Below are 23,469 nucleotides of genomic sequence, written 5' to 3'. Positions count from 1 at the left end.
TGCGCGGTTCAAATTTGACCACGTGGACAAAAGTCTGGCGTCGTTCCATACTTCCCTGTCTGACATTTTCACGAACAGCCGGCTCGACACGGCTGTCGAACAGAGGGGAATGCAATGGAAAACCGGAACAATAAATCGCAGATAAAACGCGAAGGGCTTTCGCGACGCAATGTGCTGGAGCTGGGCGCGCTCGGTTTGGCGGCAGCGATATTGCCAGGCGCAGCCTTCGCGGCGGACAAGAAGCTGAAGGTGGCGGCGATCTTCGCCACGCCGATCGAGGAGCCGTGGGACAACCAGATCCATGTCGCCTTGCAGAGGGCCGAGAAGGAACTCGGCATCGAATACAAATGGTCCGAGAAGGTGCAGACCGCCGATTTCAGCCGCGTCATGCGCGAATATGCGCAAGGCGGCTATGAGCTGGTGCTTGGCGATGCCTTCGCCGCCGAGCGTGAATCGCGCCGCACCGCCAAGCAATTCCCGAAGACCGCCTGGCTGTTCGGCTCCGGTGCCGGGCCGGCGGAACCCAATTTCGGCGTCTTCGACAACTGGATCCACGAGCCGGCCTATCTCTCCGGGCTGATCGCCGGCAAGATGTCGAAGTCGGGCACGATCGGCGCCGTCGCGGCGATGGGCATTCCGGAAGTCAACCGGCTGGTCAACGCCTTCTTCGCCGGCGCCAGGGAGGTCAACCCCAACATCAAGAAGAAGGTCGCCTTTATCGGCTCGTTCTTCGATCCGCCCAAGGCCAAGGAAGCGGCTGTCGCGCAGATCGACGCCGGTGTCGACGTCATCTATGCCGAGCGCTTCGGCGTCATCGAAGCGGCGGTGGACAAGAAGATCCTTGCCATCTCCAACATGTCCGACCAGTCGAGCCTCGGCCCCGACACGGTGATCACCGGCCCGGTCTGGGACATGTATCCGACGGTCGAGCAGGCGATCAAGCTGGTCAGGGCCGGCGTCTTCACCGCGCAGGACTATGGCGATTTCTCGCGCATGGCCAAGGGCGGCTCGCATCTGGCGCCCTACCACAAGTTCGACAAGACGCTGCCGGCGGACGTCAAGGACCTGGTCGAAAAGAAGAAGGCGGAGATTCTGGAAGGCAATTTCCGGGTGGATGTGGACGAGAATACGCCGGTTTCGGATTGATCTTTCACCCTCCCCCTTGTGGGGGTGAGCGACCGGTTCGCCGCAGGCGAATTCATCGTGCCAGTGGCACGATGAAAGGCCAAGCGAACGCTGGGACGCTGCGAAGCAGCGGGGACCCGGCAGGCTCGCCAGTTGTCAGCCCGGCCCTTCGCAGGCTCAGGGCGTTCGAAGTTCGAAAAGCCAAGCAATTGGCTTTTCGCCCGCTGCGCGGACACTTCTCACCCCACAAGGGGGAGCGTGAAAGAACCGCGCCATCTCTCCGAGGAGCACCCTTGCCCGCCCCCCTCATCGAAATGCGCGGCATCACCAAGAGCTTCGGCGCCGTCAAGGCGAACGAGGCCGTCGATCTCAGCGTCGCGCCAGGCGAAATCCTGGGGTTGCTCGGCGAGAACGGCGCCGGCAAGACGACGCTGATGAATGTGCTGTTCGGCGCCTATGCGCCCGACGCCGGAGAGATACTCATCCAGGGCAAGCCGGTCAGGATCACCAGTTCCGCCGATGCGCTGGCCGCCGGCATCGGCATGGTGCACCAGCATTTTCACCTCGCGCCGCGGCTGACTGTGCTGGAAAACCTTTTGATCGGCATCCCCGGCAAGACAGGACGGATCGACCGCGCCGGCGGGCTGGCGCGGCTGGCCGAGATCGGCCGCCAGCATGGACTGGCGCTTGACCCGGACCTGCCGGTCTCGGCGCTGTCGGTCGGCGAGCAGCAGCGGCTCGAAATCGTCAAGGCGCTGTTTCGTGGCGCCAGGCTGCTGATCCTCGACGAGCCGACGGCGGTGCTGGCGCCAAGCGAGGTCGACGGGCTGTTTTCGGCGTTGCGTTCTATGGCGGCGCAAGGTCTCGGCATCATCTTCATCTCGCACAAGCTCAACGAGGTGCGGGCGCTGACGCATCGCTGCACGGTGCTGCGGCATGGCCGCGTTGCCGGCCGGGTCGACGATCCCGCCAACACGACGTCGTCCGCAATGGCGCAACTGATGTGCGGCCATGAGATCGTGCCGCCGGCGCGGGGACCATCGGCGCCGGGTGTGGCAGTGCTGACACTCGAAGGTATCTCAACCTCGCATCATTCGGGCACGGCGCTGCGCGACATATCGCTTGTCGTTCGTGCCGGCGAAATCCTCGGCATTGCCGGAGTGTCGGGCAATGGCCAGCGGGCGCTGGCGGAGGTGATCTCCGGCGTGCGGGCGCCCGATGCCGGACGGATGACGATTGCCGGCCAAAAGGTCTCACGGTTTTCGCCGCGCGAGGTGCAGGCGCTCGGGCTCGGACGTATCCCGGAAGACCGCATGACCACAGGGCTGGTGACTAATCTGCCGCTCGCCGATTCGATGGTGCTGCCGCGAATCGGCACCGCAGCGTTCAGCAGCAAGGGCCTGCTCAAGCCGGATGCGATCCGCGCCTTTGCGGAAGAGCAGATCAAGGCCTATGATATCAGGTGCCCCGGGCCGATGACCCGGGCCGGCGCATTGTCCGGCGGCAATCTGCAGAAGGCGTTGTTGGCACGCGAGCTTGCCTTCGATCCGAAGGTGCTCGTTGTCTCGCAGCCAACGCGAGGACTCGACATCGGTGCCGCCCGCTTCATCCACGAAAAATTCCTCGACATGCGGACCAAGGGCTGCGGCATTGTCGTCATCGGCGAGGATCTAGAAGAGCTGCTGGTGCTCTGCGACCGCATCGCGGTGATGTATGAGGGCCGCATCGTCGGCACGCTGGACAGCGCCGATGCGACGATCGCGCGGCTCGGCCTGATGATGACCGGGGCGGAGGGCCACAGCTGATGTTTCGCCTGGAGGTCCGCAGCTCGACGCCGACCTGGTTCAACTTCGCTCTGCCATTGCTGGCGATCGGAGCAACGCTCATCTTGTGTAGCGGCCTGATTGCGCTGGCCGGCGCCGGCGTGCTCGAAGCCTATGGCGTGATGTTCACGGCATCGCTGGGCGACAGCTACGCGATCACCGAAACGATGGTGCGCGCCACGCCTATGATCTTCACCGGACTGGCGGTCGCGGTCGCCTTCCGGGCAAAATTCTGGAACATCGGCGCCGAAGGGCAATTGCTTGCCGGCGCGGTGGCCAGCTGCTTTGTCGGCGCCATCCCAATGCCGGGGCCGCTCGCCATGGTCTTGATGGCGGTGGCCGGCGCCGCAGCGGGAGCCGCAGTCGCGCTGGTGCCGGCGACGCTCAGGGTAAAATTCAAGGTCGACGATGTCGTCAGTTCGCTGCTGCTCAACTCGGTCATCTATTACGCGCTGATGGCGCTGATCGAAGGACCGTGGAAGGACTCCTTCAGCGGCTATCCGATCTCGCCGCCGATCGAGGATTCGGCCAATTTCCCGGTGCTGCTCGAAGGCACAAGGCTGCATCTCGGCGTCGTCGCGGCGCTGATCGCGGCGCCGCTGATCTGGTTCCTGATCGTGCGCACGACGCTCGGCTTCAGGATCAGGGTCACCGGCGAAAATCCGGAAGCCGCCAGATATGGCGGCATCCATGTCGAGCGCGTGCTGATCTCGACGGCGCTGCTGTCCGGTGCGCTGGCTGGGTTGGCCGGCGTCAGCGAGGTCGGCGGCGTGCACTTTCAGGTGATGAGCGACATCTCGCCGGGCTACGGCTATTCCGGCATCGTCGTTGCCATGCTGGCGCGGCTCAATCCGCTCGGCGTGGTGCCGGCGGCGATCTTCCTAGCCGCCGTGATGACCGGCGCCGAGGCGATGTCGCGGGCGACCGGCGTACCGGCCTTCCTCAGCGATGTCATCCAGGGGACGGCGCTGCTTGCCATGCTGGTGGCGCTGCTGTTCACCGCCTATCGCATACGCCGCGTCGGGGTTGCCCGATGAGCGCGGTGTTCGAACAGATCTTTCAGGTCGGCTTCCTGGCCGCGATCATCCGCATCGCCACGCCGCTGGCTTTTGCGACGCTCGGCGAAATGTTTTCCGAGCGGGCCGGCGTGCTCAATCTCGGCATCGAAGGCATCATGCTGTTGTCGGCGATGACCGGCTTCACCGCTGCCAGCCTCAGCGGCAGCCTGTGGCTCGGCGTGCTGGCGGCAGTGCTGACCGGCATGCTGATGGGCGCGCTGCATGCGCTGTTCACGGTGGTGCTCGGCCTCAGCCAGCATGTCTGCGGCATCGGCGTGACGTTGTTCTCGTCGGGCCTCGCCTATTTCCTCTACCGGCTGATCTTCGGCCAGCAGTCGGTGCCGCCGAACATCAAGGGTTTTCAGACACTGCCGATCCCGATCCTCTCCGACATTCCGGTGCTCGGGCCGGCGGTGTTCAACCAGTTTGCGCTGGTCTACATGGCGATCCTGGCCATCCCGGTGGCCGCCTTCGTGCTCTACCGCACGCCATGGGGCCTGTCGGTGCGCATGGTCGGCGAAAACCCGCGCGCCGCCGATTCGGCCGGTGTCAGCGTCATCGCCACGCGCTTCCAGGCGGTCATCCTCGGCGGTGCGCTGATGGGGCTTGCCGGCGCCTTCCTGTCGATGGCGCAGTTCAACGCCTTCACCTTCGGCGTGGTGTCGGGGCGCGGCTGGGTGGCGATCGCGCTGGTCGTGTTCGGCCGCTGGGATCCGTGGCGCTCGGCGGGTGCCGCGCTGCTGTTCGCCTTCGTCGATGCCTTGCAACTGCGCATGCAGGCCAGCGGGCTCGGACACATCCCCTACGAGGCGTTCCTGATGCTGCCCTTCATCTTCACCATCGTCGCCATGGCGGTGATGTCGCGCAATGCGGTGGCGCCCTCGGCGCTGCTCAAGCCGTTTCGAAGGGAAGAGCGGTAGCAAAGCTTGGGTTCCTCGCCCCCGCAAAGCGGGGGAGAGGTGGCCGCGAAGCGGTCGGAGAGGGGCCTGCGACGGTGGCGAGTTGTCGCCGAAGCACGGCAAGGTCGAGCCATTCCCCCTCTCCGTCTCGGCTTCGCCGAGCCACCTCTCCCCCATCTTCGTGGGGGCGAGGAACCCGCATCCTGCCAAGTTCGCGCCTCCTTTGAGCGTTTCACATCGCCGTAAAACCATTATCGACGAACAGATGCGTGCCGTTGACGAAGCTCGACTCGTCGCTGGCCAGGTAGAGCGCTGCCCTCGCCACCTCTTCCGGCTCGCCGATGCGGCCCTGCTGCGCGGCCAGTGCTGCGTCCGAGACGTCGACGCCGAGCCTGCCGAGGTCGGCAACCTCGCGCAGGCCGTGCGGCGTGCGGATGAAGCCGGGGCAGACCGCGTTGCAGCGGATGTTGCGGTCGCGGAACTCGACGGCGATGGCGCGGGCGAACATGTGGCAGGCGCCCTTGGTGGTGTCGTAGAGCACTTCATTAGGAGTCGCCGCCACCGCCGAGATCGACGAGGTGCAGACGATCGAGCCGCCGCCGGCCGCAATCATGCCGGGCAGCACGGCGCGCGTCATGAGGAACATCGAGCGCACATTGACGGCATGCAGCCAGTCCCATTCCTGGACCGTCGTCTCCAGGAAGGGTTTGATGACGATGGTGCCGGCGTGGTTGAACAGCACGGTGATGGGCCCGAGTTTTTCGATAGCACCCTTCACGGCCGCTTCGACTTGTGCCTCGTCGGAGACGTCGGCGACAAAATGCTCGGCGACATGGCCGCGCGCCCTGATTGTCGCCGCCGTGGCGGCGGCCGCCTCGCCGTTGCGGTCGATGATCGCCACCTTGGCGCCTTCGGCGGCGAACAATTCCGAGGCCGCTCCGCCCATTCCCGTCGCGCCGCCCGAAATGATGGCGACCTTGCCGGCCAGTCTTGTGCCCATTCTTCTGCCCCCTGTGTGACGATTTCGCTTGGTTGGTTGGGCGATGCTACCGCGCCCGCGCCGGGCGGCCAATCCACGAATTCAGTGCAGCGAGGGCCAGGCCATAGGTCCATTCGGACCCAGAAGCGAAAACGGACGCGCCATATGGATCGGCCGTCCGAGCGCGCGCTCTAAGCAAGTGCCTACCAATTTTCAGCGTCACAGGAGAAAATTATTCTATCTTTGGCCAAAAAATAGCAATCGACAAAGTCTACCAGTTTTATAGATTAATCGCCGAGACGGAGGTCGATATGTCCTATATCCAGAACGCCCAGACGGATCGGAGCGGTCAGCGGGCGGCCAATGCCCAGGCCTTTCGCCCGGCCTATGCCGGGGCTTTCGCCTATCTCGTCTTTGCCCTTGCGTTCGTGTTCACCGGGGCCGTTGTTCTGGGTCTTATTCCCTGAGTCGTCAGATCGACCGGGGTTAGCTGCCCCCACCGCTTACAGGCAATCGGAGTTGAATGAACCGAATCATCGGCGTGCTTTCGCGCGGCTGTAATTCGAATTTCACCGCATCAGCGCTTCCAGAAACGGAGGACATGGCAATGCCGATCGAGTTCACGCATATTCCCGGCAAGACCGCCGACGCCGCGGTTCCCTTTTTCTACGACTTTGCCGAGACCGCGACCAAGCTCGGGCTGATCGAGGATGGCGGCTTCCGCAAGATCGTCGTCGACGATTCGGCCGGACTGCTGACCAACATGGATCTTGCGGCCCAGGTGCTCGACCGCACCTCGTCGCTGGAAGTCGTGCTCACCCATTGGGCGGGTGTGGTCGAACCGACCGTGGCGGCCCGCCAACTGGCGTCGATCGACAGGAAAAGCGGCGGGCGCCTGGCGCTGAGAATGATCAGCGAGCCGCTGAGCGATGCCGACGCCGAAACACGGCCGGTCGGGCACACCGTCATCTGGCAGCGCATAGACGAATATCTGGTGCTGCTGAAGCGGCTGTGGTCGAACGACCGGCCCTTCGACCACGAAGGAACGTTCTACAGCATCAAGGGCGGCTATGTGCCGCGCAAGGGACCGCACGGCGCCGACCTGGTCATCCGCATGGGCGGGCAGTCCGGAACGGCACTCAAAGTTGCCGGCCGGCATGCCGATGTCTTTGAATTGGCGCCGGGCTCGATCGACGAGATCAGGCAATTGATGGAGCGGGTACGCCGCTCCGCCCCCGAACATGGCCGGGCCGGCAAGCTGCGCTTCGCGCTTCCGGTCGGGATTCACCAGGGTGCTTCCGCCTCCGGCCACAAGGCGGTCGATGTTGCCGGGCCGCCAGCCCAGGCCGCCCTGTCGCTGCTTGCCTATGCGGCTCTCGGGATCGATGAATTCATGATTGTCGGCGTCGACACGCCACGCGAGATCGCAACGCTCGGCCGGGAAACGATCGCCCTGCTGCGCAATTCGCTGGCGCGTCGCGAACACGAGGCATTCCAGCCTGGGGCATATGCGTCTCGTGCAGGATTGGAGACGCGCGCAACGGGTTGAGTTCTGGCCTACGGAATGAAAGCTATTCCGGTAACGCCGAGATGCTTCACACCCCCCTCTGTCCTGTCGGACATCTCCCCCGCAAGGGGGGAGATCGACAGCTTCACCCGCAGCGCTCGTCTTGCCACGGTGCGATTAGTGAAAGCCGAGATGACAGCCAATCTCCCTCCTTGCGGGGGAGATGTCCGGCAGGCCAGAGGGGGGTGCTGTCCCGCCGGCATTGATCTTGGCGCTCTAACTCGCCATGCCCGACAGCCGCGACAGGCCTTCAATGACAGCGCTCGAATCTGTCAGCACGCCGAAGACGCCGTCCTCCACCGTCACCATGTGAAGCGCGCCTTCATGGGCTTGTCTGTCGCCGCTGGCGCAGGCATCGGAAATCGTCAGGCATTGAAAGTTGCGGTCGCAGGCTTCGCGCAGCGTGGTGTGCACGCAGACATCCGTCGTGCATCCGGAAAACATGAGATGCGTGATGCCTTGTGCGCGCAGCACGTGTTCGAAATCCGTGTAGGTGAAGGCACTGTTGCAGGTCTTGTCGACGATGATGTCGTGCGGTGCCACGTCGATCTCCGGAACGATCTGGAATCCCTTGCCCGAGCGCAGCAGGATATCGGTGCCCTCGAGACCGGCACGCTTGCGGCGCCATTTTTCGTAAGGCGTCATATCGGCCATGTCGGCCCGATAGCCCTGCCTCGTGTGGATGACCCTGACGCCGGCCTTGCGCGCGGCCGCGATCAGCCGGCTCACCGTCGGCAGGATCGCCCTCAGAGGCGACGGGTCATAGCCCTGCCTGGCGAAGTAGCCCGTCGTCGACAGGAAATCCTGCTGCAGGTCGATGACAACAAGCGCGGTGTTTTCGGCCACCAGCCTGCCGTCATAGGGAAAGTCGAAGGGCGTTGCCTTGATCATCGGGGGCTCCCTGCTTTGGGCCACCACCATAGTGGATCAGCGCGACGACACCAGATGCTGCGCGTCGTGCAAGCGCCGATAGATGCCGCCGGCGCGGAGCAGTTCGCTGTGCGAACCCTGTTCGACGACGCCCGACTCCGACACGACGACGATGCGGTCGGCACCCCGGATCGTTGCCAGCCGATGCGCGATGATGAGCGTGGTGCGGCCCTCGGCAAGTTCGGCCAGCGATTTCTGGATTTCGCGCTCGGTCTCGGTGTCAAGCGCCGACGTCGCCTCGTCGAGGATCAGGATCGGCGGGTTCTTGAGGAACATGCGGGCGATCGCCAGCCGCTGTTTCTGGCCGCCGGACAGTTTAACGCCGCGCTCGCCGATGATCGTGTCATAGCCGGCCGGCAGGCCCGATATCATGCCGTCGAGTTGCGCCCGCCGTGCGGCGTCGGTGATGGCCTCGTCGGAGGCGCCGAGGCGGCCATAGGCGATGTTCTCGCGGATCGAGCCCCCGAACAGGAACACGTCCTGCTGGACGATGCCGATCTGGCCGCGTAGCGAAGCGAGCGTCATGTCCCTGATATCGATGCCGTCGATGCTGATCGCGCCGGCGCTGACCTCGTAGAAACGCGGCAGCAGCGAACAGATGGTGGTCTTGCCGGCGCCGGACGGGCCGACGAAGGCGATGGTTTCGCCGGCGTGGATGGTGAGATCGATATCTTTCAGCACCGGCTTGCCGTCGCCATAGCCGAAGCTCACACCGCGGTATTCGATGTCGCCCTTGAGGCCGCCCACAGTCACGGCATCTGGGCGGTCGGCGATGTCGGGTTCGGTGTCGAGCAGCTCGGTGTAGCGCCGGAAGCCGGCAATGCCCTTGGGATAGGTTTCGATCACCGAATTGATCTTCTCGATCGGCCGCACGAAGACGCCGACCAAAAGCAGGAAGCCGACGAAGCCGCCATTGCTCAATCCCCCGGTAATGACGAGATAGCTGCCGGCGATCATGACCACGAGCTGGATCAGCCTGATGCCCATATAGTTCAGGGAGTTGCTGGCCGACATGATGCGGTAGGCGTCGAGCTTGGTCTGGCGGTAGCGCTGGTTGTCATGCGCGAACAGCGTGCGCTCATGCTCCTCATTGGCGAAGGCCTGGACGACGCGCATGCCGCCGACATTCTCTTCGATGCGGACGTTGAAATCGCCGACACGCCGGTAGAGCGCCTGCCAGTTGCGCTCCATGCGGTCGCCATAGCGCATCGTCACCCAGGCGATCAGCGGCACGATCACCGCCGTGATCAGCGCCAGGTGCATGTTGACCGTGAACATCAGCACGAAGGCGCCGGCGAAGGTCATGATGGCGATGAACAGGTCCTCGGGGCCGTGATGGGCGATCTCGCCGATCTCCTCGAGGTCCTTGGTGACACGGCCGACGAGATGGCCGGTCTTGTGGTTGTCGTAGAAGCGGAACGACAGCTTCTGCAGATGGTCGAAACTCTTGCGCCGCATCTCGGTCTCGATGTTGATGCCGAGCATGTGACCCCAATAGGTGACGACCGCCATCAGCACGGTGTTGAGCAGGTAGATCACCAGCAGCCCGGCAGACGCGATGATGATCAGCGTCCAATCCTGCTGCGGCAGCAGCTGGTCGACGAAGGTGCGGACCGCCATGGGAAAGCCGAGTTCAAGCAGGCCGGCCAGCACCGCGCAGGAGAAGTCGAGCGCGAACAGCCCCTTCCAGGGCGCGTAGTAGGAAAGGAAACGTCTGATCATCGAGGTGAACCGCAAGCTGTCTTGATGGACGCGGCGAGGGCGCCGGCCGCCATCGATGGGCGCTGCTTACAATCGACAGCGCAAGGGCGGCAATATGCCAGGACGGACTTCATTGCCTGTCTTTCCACATCAGCGCCATGAAATAGGGGCCGCCGACGAAGGCGGCGATGAGGCCGGCAGGCACTTGCCAGGGAAAGATCAGCGTCCGCCCTGCCCAGTCGGCGGCAACGAGGATCAGCCCGCCTGTCATGGCCGAAGCCAGAAGCTGCGGCACGGCGCGGCGGAAGCCGAGCATGCGTGCGAGATGCGGCGCCATCAGGCCGACGAAGCTCAGCGGGCCGATGACCAATGTCGCGGTTGCGGTGGCCAATGCGGTGAGCGCAAGCAATGTGGCGCGAACCCGGCCAAGCCGCAGGCCAAGGCCACGCGCGGCGGTTTCGCCGAGCGGCAGTATATCGAGCCAGCGCGCGGTCAGCGGCGCCAGCGCGAGGACGGTGACCGCGACCGTTGCGGCGGTGAAGGCATCCGTTGGCGTTGCGCGATAGGTCGATCCCGACAGCCAGGTGAGCAGGAAGTCCATGCGCGGATCGCCGCTGGCCAGAAGCAGCGCGGCGAAGGCGGACGCGACGGTCGCCACGGCGACGCCGGCAAGCAGCAGCCGTTCCGGCGACAGGGCATTGCGCCGCCCGGCCAGAACAACGATCGTCAGCGCCAGCAAGGCGCCGGCGAGGGCGGCGCCGAGCATTGCCGCGCGGTCGAAGCCGTCGCTGAGCAGCAGCAGCGCCAGCACGCCGAAAGAGGCGCCGCCGGAAATGCCCAGGACCTCGGGTGCGGCCATCGGGTTGCCGGTCATGCGTTGCATCAGCGTGCCGGCGACGGCGAGCAGGACGCCCGCCGACAGGGCGACGACGACGCGAGGCGCGCGCAGGGCAAGCAGCTCGGTCAAATCCGCGGATGCGATCCAGTGCCAACCGCCTACGCCACGGCCAAAGCCGATGGCGAGGACAACCGCGAGGATGAGCGCCAGCAGGCCCGCGATCAACGGCAGGCCGTTTGTCGGCAGGCGTATCGACGACACCATGTCGGCCTGCCTTTCGGGGGTGGTTCGCATTCGCGGCAACAGGAACAGCAGCAGCGGCGCGCCGAGTAAAGCGGTCGCGGTGCCGGCGGGAATTTCGCCGGCGAACGGCAGATGCTGCACCAGACGGTCGGTGAGCCAGAGCAGGGCGCCGCCGACCAGCGGCGACCAGACCAGGCGGCGGCCAAGCGTGCGCGCTCCGGCCAGCCGCGCCAGCGCCGGGGCGGCGAGCGCCACGAAACCGATGACGCCGATTTCGGCGACGACCAGCGCGCTAAGCGAGACGGCGACTGCCATGCCGGCAAGACGGATGACGGCCGGCCGGGTGCCGAGCGATGCCGCGCCGTCGTCGCTGAGATCGAGCAGGCGGAGCGGTCGCCAGAGCAGGAACGCGGCGCAGATGCCGGCCAGCAGCCACGGCGCCAGAACAACGACCGCCGCGTCGCCATTCTGCACCAGCGAGCCGCTCTGCCAGATGAACAGCTCCTCGGTGTATTCGCGGTTGAGCGCCATCAGCAGCGCGCCGGCGGAGCCGAAAGTGAGGCTGACGACGAGGCCGGCGATGATGATCGACACTGGCGAAAAGCTGCGCCCGCGCGCCAGTGCGAAAACGGCTGATGTGGCGAGAGCGCCGCCAGCCAGCGCCACGCCTTCGCGGCCGCCTTCCAGCAGCCATGGTGCGTAGAGGGTGGCGGCCGCCAAAGCGAGGCTCGCTCCGGCATTGGTGCCGATCGTGGTCGGCTCGGCCAGCGGGTTGCGCAGCACATGCTGCATGACGACACCGGCGAGACCGAGTGCCGCGCCGGCCAGCACGCCGACGGCAACACGCGGCAGGAAGGCATGGCGATACAGCAACTGCACTGGATCGGATGTATCGGGGGCGGTGAGCGCCTGCCACCACAGGTGCGTCGGCAGAATATGGATGAGATCGAAGACGGTCAGCATCAGCGCCAGGCCTGCGGGCACGGCCACCAGCAGGATGAGCGCGCCGATGCCGTCGCGCTGTCGCGGCAGGGACATTGCCTGGGAAATCATGCCGCTGCCACGAATTCGGCGAAACGCGCGGCAGCAGTGAGACCGCCGAACGGCCAGACCGGCGGAATGGTCCGCACCTGGCCGTTCCGGACGCAGGGCAGATTGGCCCAGAGCGAGCTGCGGGCAATCCTGATCCTGACGTGCGGCGGGATCGGATCGAGCGAGATCAGTTGTGGCTCGCCGACGGCGACCAATTCCTCGATGCCGACCGTGGAGAAGCCCCATTCATTGGTGGCGCCGGTCCAGGCGTTGACGAGGCCGAGCCGGTCGAGGACATCCTGCAGCAGGCTGCCGGCGCCGTAGACGCGGACATGCCGATCATCGAACAAGCTGACGACGCAGACCGGTTTTTGCACCGCCCGCTCCAGCCTGGCACGCGCTTGGGCGATCGAGGCTTCGATGCGCCCGACAAGGTTTTCCGCTTCCGTCCTGCGGCCAAGCATGTCGCCAAGCTGCAGCGTCACCTGCTGCGCCTGCGCGTAAGGTGGAGCCTTGCCGCTGTAGAACGGCACGTTGAAGGTCGGCGCCAATCTGGTGAAGCTGTTCTCGTCCAAGCCATAGCCATAGGCGCCGACGATCAGGTCGGGCCGCAATTCCCGAAGCAGCTCGAGATTGGGTTCGCTGCGCGATCCCAGGTCGATGGTGGCCTGCGGCAGTGCCGGGCCCTGGACCCAGTCGTCATAACCCCTGATGTCGCCGACGGCGAGCGGCGACAGGCCGAGCGAGACCACCATTTCGGCCGATGTCCATTCCAGGCAGACGACGCGGGCAGGTGCCGCGCGTGCCGTGCCGCCGGGCAAAGCGAGACCGGTCGCGGCGAGGCCGGCAAGACACTGGCGCCGTGTCAGCGCCGCCATTTTGGGCCGGCCCGCCACACTGCTTCTACCATGTGTATTTCACCGCGCCGTTGATCCTGCGGCCCTCGCCATAGAAGCAGCCGAAGCCCGAGGAGAAACAGGAGGCGACATAGCGTTTGTCGAACAGATTGCTGACATTGAGGCTGAGTGTGGCATTCTGCCAGGTGTAATGGACCGCCGCATCGGCGAGCACGACCGATGGAACCTTGAAGGTGTTGGCGTCGTCGCCATAGGTCGAGCCGACATAGCGGACGCCGGCGCCCAGCCCCAGGCCCTCCAGGCGGCCGGTGCCGAGGGTATAATTCGCCCACAGCGACGCGGAATGCGTCGGTACGCCGAAGGGTGTGTTGCCCTCGTTGCTGGAGCCGTCATCGTTGACACTCGTCGGGCTGGTGATCTTGGTGTCGAGATAGGTGTAAGCCGCTCTCAGATCGATCCCCGCATCGAGACTCGCCACTGCTTCCAGCTCGATGCCACGCGAACGGATCTCGCCGGTCTGGAAGATGTCGTCGGGGCGACCGGTGCCGCCATAGCGCACGACATTCTGCCGCGTCAGGTCGAAGGCCGAGGCGGTGATGAACGAGTTCCAGCCGATCGGTTGATACTTCAGGCCGACCTCGTACTGCCTGCCGGCCTCGGGCACGAACAGATTGCCGTCGCTGTCGGCGCCCGCCACTGGCTGGAACGATTCGGAATAGCTGACATAGGGCGCAAGCCCGTTGTCGGCGAGGTAGACGAGCCCCGCCCGGCTGGTGAAGGCGTTGTCCTTCTGCTCGGGAATGTAGCCGCCGGCCAGATTGTCGTAGACCTTCGAATCCGACCAGTCCTGGCGGCCACCCAGCGTCAGCCGCCAGTTGCCCAGCTTGACCTGGTCCTGCGCATAAAGTCCGACCTGCTGCTGGGTAGTGTCGGTATCGGTGTAGGGCGTCAAACCGGTCACCGGGCTGCCATAGACCGGATCGAAGATGTTGAGGTTGTCGACAGCCCCTTCGGACGCATAGTCGCGATAGGTGTAGCGCTTGTAGTCGAGACCCATCAGCAGCGTATGGGCGAGCGGTCCAGTGTCGAAATCGGCCTGTGCCTGGTTGTCGATGGTCACACCGCTGAGCTTGGTGCCGCCGGCATCGGCATAACGGGAATAGTCGCCGTCATCGTTCAGAAGACCGCCGCCGAAGATGCCCTCCTCGGTATGGGTGAGATGGACGTAGCGGGCATGCTGGCGGACCTGCCAGGTCTCGTTGAAACGATGATCGAATTCGTAGCCGATCGACGCCTGGTCGTTGTTGTAGCTGTCGAAGCCGGGCTCACCGACGAACATGCCGTTGGGCAAGAACTTGCCATCCTTGCCCGGCGTGATCGTGCCGTATGCCGGCAGATATTGCATCGCCCATCCGGAGCGGTCGCGCTGGTAGTTGGCGAGGATGGTCAGGCTGGTGTCGGCATCGGGCTGCCAGGTGATCGCCGGGGCGATGAAGATGCGATCGTCCTTGACGAAATCGGTCTGCGTGTCGCCCATGTGAGCGGCGCCGGTGAGGCGAAACAGCAGCGACTTGTCGGCGTTCACGGCACCGCTAAAGTCGAACTTGCCTTCATAGCGATTGAAGCTGCCGCCACCGAATTCGACCTCGCGCAGGTTTTCCTCGGTTGGCCGTTTGCTGACATAGTTGATGATGCCGCCGGGGCTTGCCTGGCCGTAGAGCACCGATGCTGGTCCACGCAGCACTTCGTAGCGTTCGGCGCCATAGGAATCGAGCGCGGTGAACAGGGTGAAATTGCTTTCCTTGAGCTGCAGGCCGTCCTTGTAGAAGACGCCGTTGGCGTTTGAAATGCCGCGCAACTGCAGGCCGAGGCCGCGATTGTCGGTGCCGTAGAGATTGCCGGTGGCGCCGGGCGTGTAGCGCAACGCGCTGTTCAGGCTGTCGACGGCCTGCGCTTCCATCTGGTCTCGGGTGATGACCGATATCGATTGCGGCGTCTCGATCAGCGGCGTGTCGGTCTTGGTGCCGGTGGAGCCCTTGGTGGCTACGTAGCCCTTGACCGGCCCGAAGGCGCTTTCGACACGTTCCTGGACGTTGATCGGGTCGAGGGTGGTGGTGACCGTCTCTTGGGCCAGGGCATGGCCGCAGCCAAGCAGGGCCGGCAGCGACACCGTTGCGATCAGCAGGCGCTTGCACGCTATCCGGTTCTGCCAAATCGGTCCATGTCCCGAAATCATCCTGTGCGCCCCCTGTTTCCAAATTTCGTGCCGATATTGCCGGTCGCGACGATTTGTTGATCGTTGCAGTCATCTTCAATGTTGACTAGTAAGGTCATGTTTCATAGTCAACCGGGCATGATCCGTCGAAAGCCGGAATCTGGAAATGCGGGCGGCCGCACTGGAGAAAAGCCATGAGCATGGCTGGAATTGATGCCCAGACTGCCTTCCATATCGACGCGGTGCGCTTTGCCGTCGGTGAGCGGACGCTGCTCGGTCCGGTTTCGCTCGAACTGCAGCGCTCGCGGGTCTATGGGCTGATCGGCCACAATGGTTCGGGCAAGTCGACGCTGATCAAGCTCATGGCGCGCCAACAGCCGGCGAGTTCAGGCGCCATCACCTTCGCCAGGCGTCCGCTGCCGCAATGGGGCGCCCGCGAATTTGCCCGCGCGCTTGCCTATCTGCCGCAGACGACACCGGCGGCGACCGGCCTGACCGTGCGCGAACTGGCGACGTTGGGGCGCTATCCCTGGCATGGCGCGCTTGGCCGTTTCCGCGCCGAGGACAGGCAGCATGTCGACGAGGCGCTGGCCCTGACCGACATGGACGGGTTCGCGGACCGGCTGGTGGACGAATTGTCGGGCGGCGAGCGCCAGCGCGCCTGGCTCGCCATGCTGGTGGCGCAGAACGCCGGCGTCATGCTGCTCGACGAGCCGATCTCGGCACTCGACATCGCCCATCAGGTCGAGGTGCTCGGGCTGGTCAAGGAGCTCAGTCGCAAACGCGACCTATGCGTTGTCGTCGTGCTGCACGATCCCAACATGGCTGCGCGCTACTGCGACGAGCTGATCGCGCTGAAGGACGGCAAGCTGCTGACGCGCGGCACGCCCGGCGAAATCATGCGCAGCGATGTGCTGAAAGGCATTTTCGGCGTGGAGATGGGCGTGTTCGTGCATCCCGTCACCGGCCAGCTTGTCGGCTATGTGCAGTGACGAGATCTGATGCGGCGGCGGGAAATAGAAGGCGGCGGCCGCTGTGAGAACAAGGAAGAAGCTGTTGTCGAGAAGTGGTTTGTTGGCGGCGTTGGTCGCATCCGTCATCCTGTCGGCCGGCAGCGCGATGGCCCAGGAGCAACCCACCGGTGCCGCGCCGGCAATCGAAGCCCCCACCCCGGCTGCTCCCGCAGCCCCAGCGCCGATTGCGCCGGCTCCCGCCGCACCGGCAGGCGCTCCGCCGGCCATGATGGCGCCTTCGCAGCCAGGCACCCAGCCGAACACGGCCGCGCCGGCCGAGGCCGGACCTTCGACGGCGATGGAGCTGACCTTGCCGCATGACCTGTCGCCATGGGGCATGTTCATGGCGGCCGACATCGTCGTCAAGGCGGTGATGATCGGGCTGGCCTTTGCCTCCCTCGTCACCTGGACGATATGGTTGGCCAAGTCGCTGGAGCTTTTGGGTGGCAAGCTGCGCATCCGTCGCGCCGTGCGGGCGATCGGCGAGGCCGCCACGCTGAAGCAGGCCAGCCGTACCCTCGACCGCAGCGGCGGTCCCGGCGCGCTGCTGGTGCGGGCGGCCGAGGAGGAGACCGCACTCTCAGCCGGTGCGCTCGATCATGTCTCGGGCGATGGCCTCAAGGAACGGGTCACGTCGCGCCTGTCGCGCATCGAGGCAGCGGCGGCGCGGCGCATGTCGCGCGGCACTGGCGTACTGGCGACGATCGGCTCGACCGCACCCTTCGTCGGCCTGTTCGGCACGGTCTGGGGCATCATGAACGCCTTCATCGGCATCTCGCAGGCGCAGACCACCAATCTCGCCGTGGTCGCACCGGGCATCGCCGAAGCGCTGCTGGCCACCGCGATGGGCCTGGTCGCGGCCATACCGGCTGTCGTCATCTACAACGTCTTTGCACGCTCGATAGCCGGCTATCGGCAGATCCTCGCCGATGCCTCGGCCGGGGTCGAACGGCTGGTCAGCCGCGACCTCGACTTCCGCACCGTCGCGCCGGCAACGCCACCGGCGGCGGAGTAGCGCCATGGGAAGCAGAATCCGACAGACCATGGATGACGATCTCGAGGAAAGCCACGAGATCAACGTCACCCCATTTATCGATGTCATCCTGGTGCTGTTGATCATCTTCATGGTCGCGGCGCCGCTGGCCACGGTGGATGTCAATGTCGACCTGCCGGGTTCGACGGCAACGCCCGCACCGAGGCCCGAGACACCGCTGTTCCTGACGCTGAAGGACGATCTGACACTGGCGATCGGCAATGACAGCGTGCCGCGCCCGGCTTTCACCGCGACGCTGGACGGCAAGACCAAGGGCGACAAGCAGACGCGCATCTTCCTGCGCGCCGACAAGGCGGTCGCCTATGGCGACCTGATGGAGGCGATGAACCTGTTGCGCGGTGCCGGCTATCTGAAGATCGCGCTGGTCGGCCTGGAGACGGCTCCCGCGTCCAATGCCCCGGCGCCCGCAGCCACTGGTGCGGCGGCGCCATGACGCAAGCGGTCGCCGTGCCCTCGGTCCAGCTGTCGCGCTTCGGTTGGCGCGACCTTGGCTTGTGGGCCGGTGCTGCCGCGCTGGTCCTTGGAGCCCATGTCGCGGTCGCCTATGCAGTGCAGAACCTCACAATGGTCACCGAAACGGATGGCGGTCCACCCCCCGCGCAGATGATCGAGATGGCACCGATGGTGGTGATGCCGGCCGTGGAAGAACAGGTCGCCGCGCTGGACGCGGTGGCGCCAGACCAGACCGAACCGACACCGACGACCGAACCGACACCTGAAGAACCGGTCGAAAAGACGGAGCCGGTTGTCGAGCCGCCGGAAGCGGTCGCGCCAGACGAGACAGAACCCACCCAGGCCGAACCCACCCAGGCCGAAACGGCCGAACAGGTCGATCAGCCGCCGCCGGATGAGGCCGTCCCGGATGTTGTCGAGGCTGTCACGCCAGACGTCGTCATTCCCTTGCCGCAGCCGAAACCTGTCGAAATTGTCAAAGACAAGAAACCGGCCGCGGCCAAGGCGAAGAAGCCTGTCGAGAAGCCCAAGCCGCGGCTTAAGAAGGAGAAGGCGGCTCCGCCGAAGACGGCAACCGTCGCCAGCGCCGACGCACGGCCCGCGACCAGGACCGCGGCGCCGAAGGCGGCGGAATCGACGTCGCGCTCCGGCGACTCCAGCAAATGGGACTCCCGTCTGGGCGCCTGGATCAAGCGGCACACGCGCTATCCCAGCTCTGCCAAGGCCCGAGGCGTGGAAGGCAGGCCGTATGTCGCCTTCACGGTCGACTCGTCCGGCCGGGTCCTGTCCGCCAGGCTCTCTCGTTCCTCCGGGGATGCGGATCTGGACCGTGCGGCGCTCGCCGTGCTGCAAGGCGCCACGGTGCCGAAACCGCCACCGGAACTCGGCTCGCGTCTGAGCCGAACAGCGCCGTTCGTGTTCAGCCTGCGCAACTAGGACCGAACTTGATCGGCCGGCCTGTCAATAGGTCAGTGACAGGCTCAGGGCCTCGACCTGTTCAAGGTAGAAACGGCATTTCGTGCGCAACAGCCCGAGGCTCGGGTCATCGGCTCCGTTGATCTCGATGGTCTGCATCATGAAGTCGAAATGCGCGTGGAAGGCGTCCACTGTACCCCAGAGATTGTCGGCCTGGCAGCTGTCGGCAATCGCCATCGAGACGAGTTGACGGGCCTCGACTCGCGCGGCGTCAGGCGATGGCGGTCGCCTGGCGATCAAGACGTCGAGCCGGCTGAAAATGCTTTCCCTGGCATCGACGGCTCTGATGTTGGCTATCATGTTCATGTGCAGGTCCCCCTTGGCATTCCAGGCGCGCAATAGGCTCCGGTCTGGAATTGCCCGAAAAACTGGTGATCAGAGCGGGTTCAGCGGCGCTGAACCACTAAGCGCGTGGCGTTTGGGCGGGCGACTTGCATCAAGCCTGAGCGACCGGATGGCGGTCCTGCGGGCAGGATGCAATCAGGGCCGGGATCGCGGTTGCATCGGAGGGGTGGCCCCTGATGATGTTGGCGACCTCGGCATCGGCCTGCTCGAGCCAGTAGACCATGTCGGCGCGGTGCAGATCCGTCGCGGCCTTCTTCAGCAGCGGCAGCAGGCTTTGCAACGCGCACAGCGTCTCCCAGCGGTTAGGGCCGGAGGTCGAGCCGGCCACCGCGCATGCGGCTGACGATTGCATGTCGCTACGCTCTGCGTGGCTGGGCGGCACGATTGTCTTTTGCCTGCGCCTTGGGGTGCAGCGGGTTGCCGCTGAGCTGCGCATGCCTGGCCGGCCGTGCGCCGCGAAGAACGTCGAAGGCCTCTGCATAGGCCATGCCCAGCAGATAGGAGATCATCGGAAAACGGCTTGCTTCGGCCATTTGCACGAGCTCATTGGTCATCGACGAAATATATTGAAGACTATCGATTTCCGACTGGCGTAAGGATTGATTTGGCACGTGCTGCTCCTGTCTCTGGTTATACCCTGGGGAACGCGTTACTGGCGGGACTGCACATTGTTGGTCGACTAATTGATGGATTGGCTCGCGGTGGACGGGTCTCTTTCCGGGGTCGAGAGGGTCAAGGCATAGATCGGTGCGTCGGTGAGACTGTCGAGACCAAGCAGCCGCTTGATGGCGGAATGATTGAGCGCGGCTGTCGGACATGCCGACAGGCCATGATTGGTCGCCGCCAGCATGATGTTCTGGCCGATATGGCCGGCCTCGATCAGCACGACACGATAGGCGTTGGCGTCCTCATATTTCCACATCGTGCGATCGAGCCTGGCGCAAAGCAGGATCAGGCACGGCATGCTATCAGCCCACTCCTGTCCGCCGACCAGTTCGGAGATCTTCGGCAGATGGTTCGCGGAAATCCTGCCAAGGTCGTGATCGGCGGCGGAATAGTGATAGACACCGGGCTCGAGGCAATCGACGCCGAGCGCGACCACATAGGCCTCGTAGGGATTCCGCGCGCCGCCGGAAGGGGTCATGCCAAGCGGCAGGGTGCCAACGCAATTGGCGGTCTCGCCGATGATGCCGAGCCCTGCGAACAGGCAATCGGAAAGCTGTTTGGCTGTGATTGTGGGCTGAGCCGCCGTGCGGTTGGTGCGGCGCCGCGCCATCAAGCTAAGAAGTTCGTTGTCTTCCAGTGCATTCGGCAGCTGGATGGCGCCGGCGGAATTCTTGAGCAGGAGGTCCGGCTGCGGCGTATGGCCGGCGCGTTCTATCTGCCGCTCTTCCGCTTGCTCGATGGTCATGTATTCGCTGTCCTGGACGCAGAAATGCATCAGCGCCGTTGGAAGCCCCCAACTCCATTGTCCTGAAAACTGTTCTTCCTGCTCGGCGAGAGGCGATCCGGCGGTGACCAGGGCGGAAAAATCGAGCAACTGGGGAACGACAGCCTTCAACTCGGACTTCGACCATCCATGGGCGCGGGCAATGTCCGCCGTCGATGCCCATTTGTCCCACGATGCGAGAAGGCCGACCATCTCAGGGCTGCATTCAAACACGCTCCTGGTCAGGAAGTTGCATGCCGTGACCTTGTTCGGTCCGGGATAGAAAACAAGCGTTTTCGAAGAGCGCATTTTCATAAAGCTGATGCCATCTGCGGAGCCGAGGCGCCGACAAGCGAACCGCTCGTCGGCGCAGAACGGCTTCAGCGCTTGTTGTAGTGCATGCCCTGCGAAAAGAAGACGGTCTGCGTGCCGGCGGCAATCGCCAGCTTCGGAGCATTGATCACTTTCTTGGCCATTTTTATCCCTTTCCTGACCCCCATTTGGGATCCGTTGAAAGACCCCCAGAACGGGATCCGCGTGAAGAAAGGTAAGGTCGGAAGAGTTAATGGTTTGTTAAAATTATAGTAAAACCACGAGCTGAAGACGGACGTGTGGATTATCTTTCCTGGCATTAAAGTGTAAAATATCGATTTTATTCAGATACAGAGTAGACAATCGTTGGCGTACGCTTTATCGGCGTATGCTTATTCTTATTTGGCGTAAGGGACGGCGATCCGAGGGATTAGCCCAACCCGTCCCGGGTGAGGCTGACAACCAGTTGGTCGATGCCCGGATCGTCGAGACTGATGACATGCGCCATGCTGATGGCATCCCTTGGGTGGATGTTGGCAATGTCGCGCCGCATGATGACGGACACGAATGCCGGGCCGGCCTCCGTCAGAAGCATGGCCTTGCCCATCAGCACCGGTTCGGAGATGGGGGCCCACTGCACGGAGATCAGCGAGGGCTCTCCGGTCTGGCGGCGATTGATGCCGCTGAAATAGATCCAGTTCAGCCGCGAGATCGCCACGCCATAGTGATTGCCGCGCGCTCGTGCCCAGGTCGATCCCCGGCGCTCCGACCATCCGGTCACCCTTCGGAAGGTGACCAGTTCGGCTTCGCGCCGCACGAAGGTCACCGAGCGCACCAGGAGATCGAGGCGGCCCGGGATCGAAAAATAGGTGAAATAGGTGCCGCCCGCGATCGAAGGACTGGGAGGGCGGATCATCTGGTTGAACAGGCTCTCGGAAACCGGCGGCAGGCCGCGCATCGCTGGCTCGGGTGCGCCGGGATCCTGGTACAGTTCGGCCTCGTCGATCCGAAAGTAATCGCATATCAGCTTGGCGGTGGCCTTATTGGGAACGGTCTGCCCTTGCAGGTAGCGTTCGAACTGCGTGCGATTGATGTGCAGCTCACGGCATACCGCACTTACGGAGGCATGGTCCTTGCACAGCCGTCTAAGATTTGCAGCGAGATTCTCGCGAATTGACAAGTCTTTGCTTCCGCGGGCGATTTTTCATTTCGACTCGAAATCCATATAGCGTCTCCGGTCGCCCCCGCCGAAACGCCCTGGTCACAACGCACAGAAAACTGATTTGGTAATCTCAATTTAGTGGGGCGGTTTGCAAAAAAAACGGAAACAATCGATGAGCGCTTCCGCTATAAGTCCAATTGACAAAAGTATTGCCGGATATTGCGAAACAGGCGGTGCGGCCCGCGGCCTTCTAAGGCGCGCGGGCACGGCAAATGCCAACCGCGGGGGCAAGCCGGGACGAGCGTCGCGGACTGCATCTGGCGCGGAGAGTGGGGAATTATTCCGCTGGTGGAGCTGAGGAGGATCGAACTCCTGACCTCGTCATTGCGAACGACGCGCTCTCCCAGCTGAGCTACAGCCCCGTCCAGCGGATGGGCGCATTTATCGGGCGCCGCGGTTTCCTGTCAAGGCGGAGGTTTGCCGAAATCCAGTGCCGTCAAGCGTGAAGCTGGCGCCGGCGGAAGGCGGCCTTGCCGGTTTTGTGTAGTCGCGCGTTCGTTGCAGTGTCGGCGACATGCCCTACAGGTCCGATTGACCCGGCATTGGCGCCCCACAGAAAGGCGGCCCTTGCCGGTTTCGCGTGCAATGGCTACATGTCGGCAACAATTGGAGACCGGCATGCTCGCCCTCATTCAGACAATCGTCATGGCGCTTGACCTCTACTGGTGGATCATCATCGCCTCGGCGATCTTTTCCTGGCTCTATGCCTTCAACGTCGTCAACTCGAAGAACCAGTTCGTCGGTTCCATCGGCAACATGCTCTACCGGCTGACCGAGCCGGCGTTGCGGCCGATCCGCCGTTTCATGCCGGACCTTGGCGGCATCGATATCTCGCCGATCATCCTGCTTCTGATCCTGTTCTTCCTGCGGCAGTTTCTGCTCACCACGGTGGCGCCTCTGATCCTGTGAGCAGGATGACGGCATGAGCACGCCGTTTCGCCTGCGCGAAAACGGCGCCGAGCTGTTTGTCCGGCTGACGCCAAAGGCTGGGCTGGACAGGCTCGAAGGCTTCGAGACCATGGCGGACGGGCGAAGCCATCTGAAAGCGCGCGTCCGCGCCGTGCCGGAAAACGGCGCCGCCAATCATGCACTCGAAAAGCTGCTTGCCAAGGCTCTGGGCGTGCCTGGGTCCGCCGTCTCGGTTGTCGCCGGCGGCACCGCGCGGCTGAAGACCGTGCGCATTTCAGGCGATCCGGCAATGTTGGCCAAGGCTGTTGAGACGCTCTGCCATAGAGCCTAATTCTGCTAGGCCGTGCCCCCCTCATCCGGCCGCTGCGCGGCCACCTTCTCCCCGCTGGGGAGAAGAGACTTGGGTCGACGCTGCGCACTCCTCTCCCCTCGGGGAGAGGTCGGATTGCCCCGAAATGCCTCTTTGCAATTCGGTTGGCAATCCGGGTGA

Annotated in this window: 23 protein-coding genes and 1 tRNA gene; 12 read left to right on the top strand and 12 right to left on the bottom strand. The window is 64.1% G+C overall.

Annotated elements, in window-relative coordinates:
* The first annotated feature begins 114 nt into the window (after positions 1-114).
* The 4 genes from MESCI2_RS0115275 (at position 115) to MESCI2_RS0115260 (ending at position 4,926) form a co-directional block, all read left to right on the top strand.
* Positions 115-1,146, top strand: coding sequence for a BMP family protein (locus MESCI2_RS0115275; RefSeq protein WP_027037346.1), 1,032 nt, complete (start codon positions 115-117; stop codon positions 1,144-1,146).
* Positions 1,147-1,418: 272 nt separating this feature from the next.
* Entirely contained in the window at positions 1,419-2,930 is a 1,512-nt protein-coding gene (locus MESCI2_RS0115270; protein ID WP_027037345.1) for an ABC transporter ATP-binding protein, read from the top strand.
* Positions 2,930-3,985, top strand: coding sequence for an ABC transporter permease (locus tag MESCI2_RS0115265; protein ID WP_027037344.1), 1,056 nt, complete (start codon positions 2,930-2,932; stop codon positions 3,983-3,985). The genes MESCI2_RS0115270 and MESCI2_RS0115265 overlap by 1 nt, the downstream gene beginning before the upstream one ends.
* Positions 3,982-4,926: an ABC transporter permease gene (locus tag MESCI2_RS0115260; RefSeq protein ID WP_027037343.1), complete on the top strand. Its 945-nt coding sequence runs from the start codon at positions 3,982-3,984 to the stop codon at positions 4,924-4,926. The genes MESCI2_RS0115265 and MESCI2_RS0115260 overlap by 4 nt, the downstream gene beginning before the upstream one ends.
* Before the next feature lie 211 nt (positions 4,927-5,137).
* On the opposite strand, the gene MESCI2_RS0115255 is transcribed toward MESCI2_RS0115260, so the two are convergent.
* Positions 5,138-5,905, bottom strand: a complete 768-nt coding sequence (locus MESCI2_RS0115255) for an SDR family NAD(P)-dependent oxidoreductase (protein WP_024504731.1) — start codon at positions 5,903-5,905, stop codon at positions 5,138-5,140.
* Between the two features lie 290 nt (positions 5,906-6,195).
* On the opposite strand from MESCI2_RS0115255, the gene MESCI2_RS1000000136855 reads away from it, so the two are divergent.
* Positions 6,196-6,351, top strand: coding sequence for a hypothetical protein (locus tag MESCI2_RS1000000136855; RefSeq protein WP_081738744.1), 156 nt, complete (start codon positions 6,196-6,198; stop codon positions 6,349-6,351).
* A 140-nt stretch (positions 6,352-6,491) separates the two neighbouring features.
* Positions 6,492-7,433: an LLM class flavin-dependent oxidoreductase gene (locus MESCI2_RS0115245; RefSeq protein ID WP_027037342.1), complete on the top strand. Its 942-nt coding sequence runs from the start codon at positions 6,492-6,494 to the stop codon at positions 7,431-7,433.
* Positions 7,434-7,667: 234 nt separating this feature from the next.
* Here MESCI2_RS0115245 and MESCI2_RS0115240 read toward each other — a convergent pair whose 3' ends face one another.
* The 5 genes from MESCI2_RS0115240 to MESCI2_RS0115220 all read right to left on the bottom strand — a co-directional run bounded on the left by MESCI2_RS0115240 (position 7,668) and on the right by MESCI2_RS0115220 (position 15,288).
* Complete coding sequence (locus tag MESCI2_RS0115240; protein WP_027037341.1) at positions 7,668-8,342, bottom strand: cysteine hydrolase family protein; 675 nt, start codon at positions 8,340-8,342, stop codon at positions 7,668-7,670.
* Between the two features lie 36 nt (positions 8,343-8,378).
* Positions 8,379-10,103: an ABC transporter ATP-binding protein gene (locus tag MESCI2_RS0115235; protein WP_027037340.1), complete on the bottom strand. Its 1,725-nt coding sequence runs from the start codon at positions 10,101-10,103 to the stop codon at positions 8,379-8,381.
* 109 nt (positions 10,104-10,212) lie between these two features.
* Positions 10,213-12,201 (bottom strand): Fe(3+)-hydroxamate ABC transporter permease FhuB, encoded by a 1,989-nt coding sequence (gene fhuB, locus MESCI2_RS0115230; protein WP_245270341.1) that lies wholly within the window; start codon positions 12,199-12,201, stop codon positions 10,213-10,215.
* Between the two features lie 11 nt (positions 12,202-12,212).
* The gene (locus tag MESCI2_RS0115225; RefSeq protein ID WP_027037338.1) at positions 12,213-13,073 is read right to left on the bottom strand and encodes an ABC transporter substrate-binding protein; all 861 of its coding nucleotides are present in this window, start codon (positions 13,071-13,073) and stop codon (positions 12,213-12,215) included.
* A 25-nt stretch (positions 13,074-13,098) separates the two neighbouring features.
* On the bottom strand, positions 13,099-15,288 hold the full coding sequence (locus tag MESCI2_RS0115220; protein ID WP_027037337.1) for a TonB-dependent siderophore receptor: 2,190 nt from the start codon (positions 15,286-15,288) through the stop codon (positions 13,099-13,101).
* 179 nt (positions 15,289-15,467) lie between these two features.
* Here MESCI2_RS0115220 and MESCI2_RS0115215 point away from each other — a divergent pair, with 179 nt between their 5' ends.
* The 4 genes from MESCI2_RS0115215 (at position 15,468) to MESCI2_RS0115200 (ending at position 18,723) form a co-directional block, all read left to right on the top strand.
* The gene (locus tag MESCI2_RS0115215) at positions 15,468-16,259 is read left to right on the top strand and encodes an ATP-binding cassette domain-containing protein (RefSeq protein ID WP_027037336.1); all 792 of its coding nucleotides are present in this window, start codon (positions 15,468-15,470) and stop codon (positions 16,257-16,259) included.
* 64 nt (positions 16,260-16,323) lie between these two features.
* Positions 16,324-17,295 (top strand): tonB-system energizer ExbB, encoded by a 972-nt coding sequence (exbB, locus tag MESCI2_RS0115210; protein WP_027037335.1) that lies wholly within the window; start codon positions 16,324-16,326, stop codon positions 17,293-17,295.
* Between the two features lie 4 nt (positions 17,296-17,299).
* Positions 17,300-17,767, top strand: coding sequence for a TonB system transport protein ExbD (exbD, locus tag MESCI2_RS0115205; RefSeq protein WP_027037334.1), 468 nt, complete (start codon positions 17,300-17,302; stop codon positions 17,765-17,767).
* On the top strand, positions 17,764-18,723 hold the full coding sequence (locus MESCI2_RS0115200; RefSeq protein ID WP_027037333.1) for a TonB family protein: 960 nt from the start codon (positions 17,764-17,766) through the stop codon (positions 18,721-18,723). Before exbD ends, MESCI2_RS0115200 begins: the two co-directional genes overlap by 4 nt.
* A 24-nt stretch (positions 18,724-18,747) precedes the next feature.
* Here the strand turns inward: MESCI2_RS0115200 and MESCI2_RS0115195 are convergent, their stop codons facing one another.
* The 6 genes from MESCI2_RS0115195 to MESCI2_RS0115165 all read right to left on the bottom strand — a co-directional run bounded on the left by MESCI2_RS0115195 (position 18,748) and on the right by MESCI2_RS0115165 (position 22,432).
* Positions 18,748-19,068: a hypothetical protein gene (locus MESCI2_RS0115195; protein WP_027037332.1), complete on the bottom strand. Its 321-nt coding sequence runs from the start codon at positions 19,066-19,068 to the stop codon at positions 18,748-18,750.
* Positions 19,069-19,198: 130 nt separating this feature from the next.
* Positions 19,199-19,459, bottom strand: coding sequence for a hypothetical protein (locus MESCI2_RS0115190; RefSeq protein WP_027037331.1), 261 nt, complete (start codon positions 19,457-19,459; stop codon positions 19,199-19,201).
* A gap of 4 nt (positions 19,460-19,463) precedes the next feature.
* The gene (locus MESCI2_RS0115185; RefSeq protein ID WP_013528973.1) at positions 19,464-19,718 is read right to left on the bottom strand and encodes a hypothetical protein; all 255 of its coding nucleotides are present in this window, start codon (positions 19,716-19,718) and stop codon (positions 19,464-19,466) included.
* 68 nt (positions 19,719-19,786) lie between these two features.
* Positions 19,787-20,749 (bottom strand): SagB/ThcOx family dehydrogenase, encoded by a 963-nt coding sequence (locus MESCI2_RS0115180; protein ID WP_245270340.1) that lies wholly within the window; start codon positions 20,747-20,749, stop codon positions 19,787-19,789.
* 529 nt (positions 20,750-21,278) lie between these two features.
* Positions 21,279-22,028 carry a helix-turn-helix domain-containing protein gene (locus tag MESCI2_RS0115170; RefSeq protein ID WP_027037329.1) on the bottom strand — a complete coding sequence of 250 codons (750 nt, stop codon included), beginning with the start codon at positions 22,026-22,028 and terminating at the stop codon, positions 21,279-21,281.
* Between the two features lie 328 nt (positions 22,029-22,356).
* A tRNA-Ala gene (locus tag MESCI2_RS0115165) sits at positions 22,357-22,432 on the bottom strand.
* A 256-nt stretch (positions 22,433-22,688) separates the two neighbouring features.
* Between MESCI2_RS0115165 and MESCI2_RS0115160 the strand changes: the two genes are divergently transcribed.
* Together MESCI2_RS0115160 and MESCI2_RS0115155 are read left to right on the top strand one after the other, a co-directional pair.
* Entirely contained in the window at positions 22,689-22,979 is a 291-nt protein-coding gene (locus tag MESCI2_RS0115160; RefSeq protein WP_023811703.1) for a YggT family protein, read from the top strand.
* A gap of 13 nt (positions 22,980-22,992) precedes the next feature.
* On the top strand, positions 22,993-23,310 hold the full coding sequence (locus tag MESCI2_RS0115155) for a DUF167 domain-containing protein (RefSeq protein ID WP_027037328.1): 318 nt from the start codon (positions 22,993-22,995) through the stop codon (positions 23,308-23,310).
* Positions 23,311-23,469: the final 159 nt, after the last annotated feature.

It is taken from the genome of Mesorhizobium ciceri WSM4083, assembly GCF_000519305.1.
Classification (GTDB): Bacteria; Pseudomonadota; Alphaproteobacteria; order Rhizobiales; family Rhizobiaceae; genus Mesorhizobium; species Mesorhizobium ciceri_B.
The sequence above is the reverse complement of the archived record's forward strand: the minus strand, read 5'-3'. Positions and strand labels throughout refer to the sequence as shown.

Bases quoted from the DNA above. Each gene is read 5' to 3' on its own strand.
- MESCI2_RS0115275 (WP_027037346.1), top strand. From the start codon at position 115: ATGGAAAACCGGAACAATAAATCGCAGATAAAACGCGAAGGGCTTTCG.
- MESCI2_RS0115265 (WP_027037344.1), top strand. From the start codon at position 2,930: ATGTTTCGCCTGGAGGTCCGCAGCTCGACGCCGACCTGGTTCAACTTC.
- MESCI2_RS0115260 (WP_027037343.1), top strand. From the start codon at position 3,982: ATGAGCGCGGTGTTCGAACAGATCTTTCAGGTCGGCTTCCTGGCCGCG.
- MESCI2_RS0115255 (WP_024504731.1), bottom strand. From the start codon at position 5,905: ATGGGCACAAGACTGGCCGGCAAGGTCGCCATCATTTCGGGCGGCGCG.
- MESCI2_RS1000000136855 (WP_081738744.1), top strand. From the start codon at position 6,196: ATGTCCTATATCCAGAACGCCCAGACGGATCGGAGCGGTCAGCGGGCG.
- MESCI2_RS0115245 (WP_027037342.1), top strand. From the start codon at position 6,492: ATGCCGATCGAGTTCACGCATATTCCCGGCAAGACCGCCGACGCCGCG.
- MESCI2_RS0115240 (WP_027037341.1), bottom strand. From the start codon at position 8,342: ATGATCAAGGCAACGCCCTTCGACTTTCCCTATGACGGCAGGCTGGTG.
- MESCI2_RS0115235 (WP_027037340.1), bottom strand. From the start codon at position 10,103: ATGATCAGACGTTTCCTTTCCTACTACGCGCCCTGGAAGGGGCTGTTC.
- fhuB (WP_245270341.1), bottom strand. From the start codon at position 12,201: ATGTCCCTGCCGCGACAGCGCGACGGCATCGGCGCGCTCATCCTGCTG.
- MESCI2_RS0115225 (WP_027037338.1), bottom strand. From the start codon at position 13,073: ATGGCGGCGCTGACACGGCGCCAGTGTCTTGCCGGCCTCGCCGCGACC.
- MESCI2_RS0115220 (WP_027037337.1), bottom strand. From the start codon at position 15,288: ATGATTTCGGGACATGGACCGATTTGGCAGAACCGGATAGCGTGCAAG.
- MESCI2_RS0115215 (WP_027037336.1), top strand. From the start codon at position 15,468: ATGGCTGGAATTGATGCCCAGACTGCCTTCCATATCGACGCGGTGCGC.
- exbD (WP_027037334.1), top strand. From the start codon at position 17,300: ATGGGAAGCAGAATCCGACAGACCATGGATGACGATCTCGAGGAAAGC.
- MESCI2_RS0115200 (WP_027037333.1), top strand. From the start codon at position 17,764: ATGACGCAAGCGGTCGCCGTGCCCTCGGTCCAGCTGTCGCGCTTCGGT.
- MESCI2_RS0115195 (WP_027037332.1), bottom strand. From the start codon at position 19,068: ATGAACATGATAGCCAACATCAGAGCCGTCGATGCCAGGGAAAGCATT.
- MESCI2_RS0115190 (WP_027037331.1), bottom strand. From the start codon at position 19,459: ATGCAATCGTCAGCCGCATGCGCGGTGGCCGGCTCGACCTCCGGCCCT.
- MESCI2_RS0115180 (WP_245270340.1), bottom strand. From the start codon at position 20,749: ATGGTCGGCCTTCTCGCATCGTGGGACAAATGGGCATCGACGGCGGAC.
- MESCI2_RS0115160 (WP_023811703.1), top strand. From the start codon at position 22,689: ATGCTCGCCCTCATTCAGACAATCGTCATGGCGCTTGACCTCTACTGG.
- MESCI2_RS0115155 (WP_027037328.1), top strand. From the start codon at position 22,993: ATGAGCACGCCGTTTCGCCTGCGCGAAAACGGCGCCGAGCTGTTTGTC.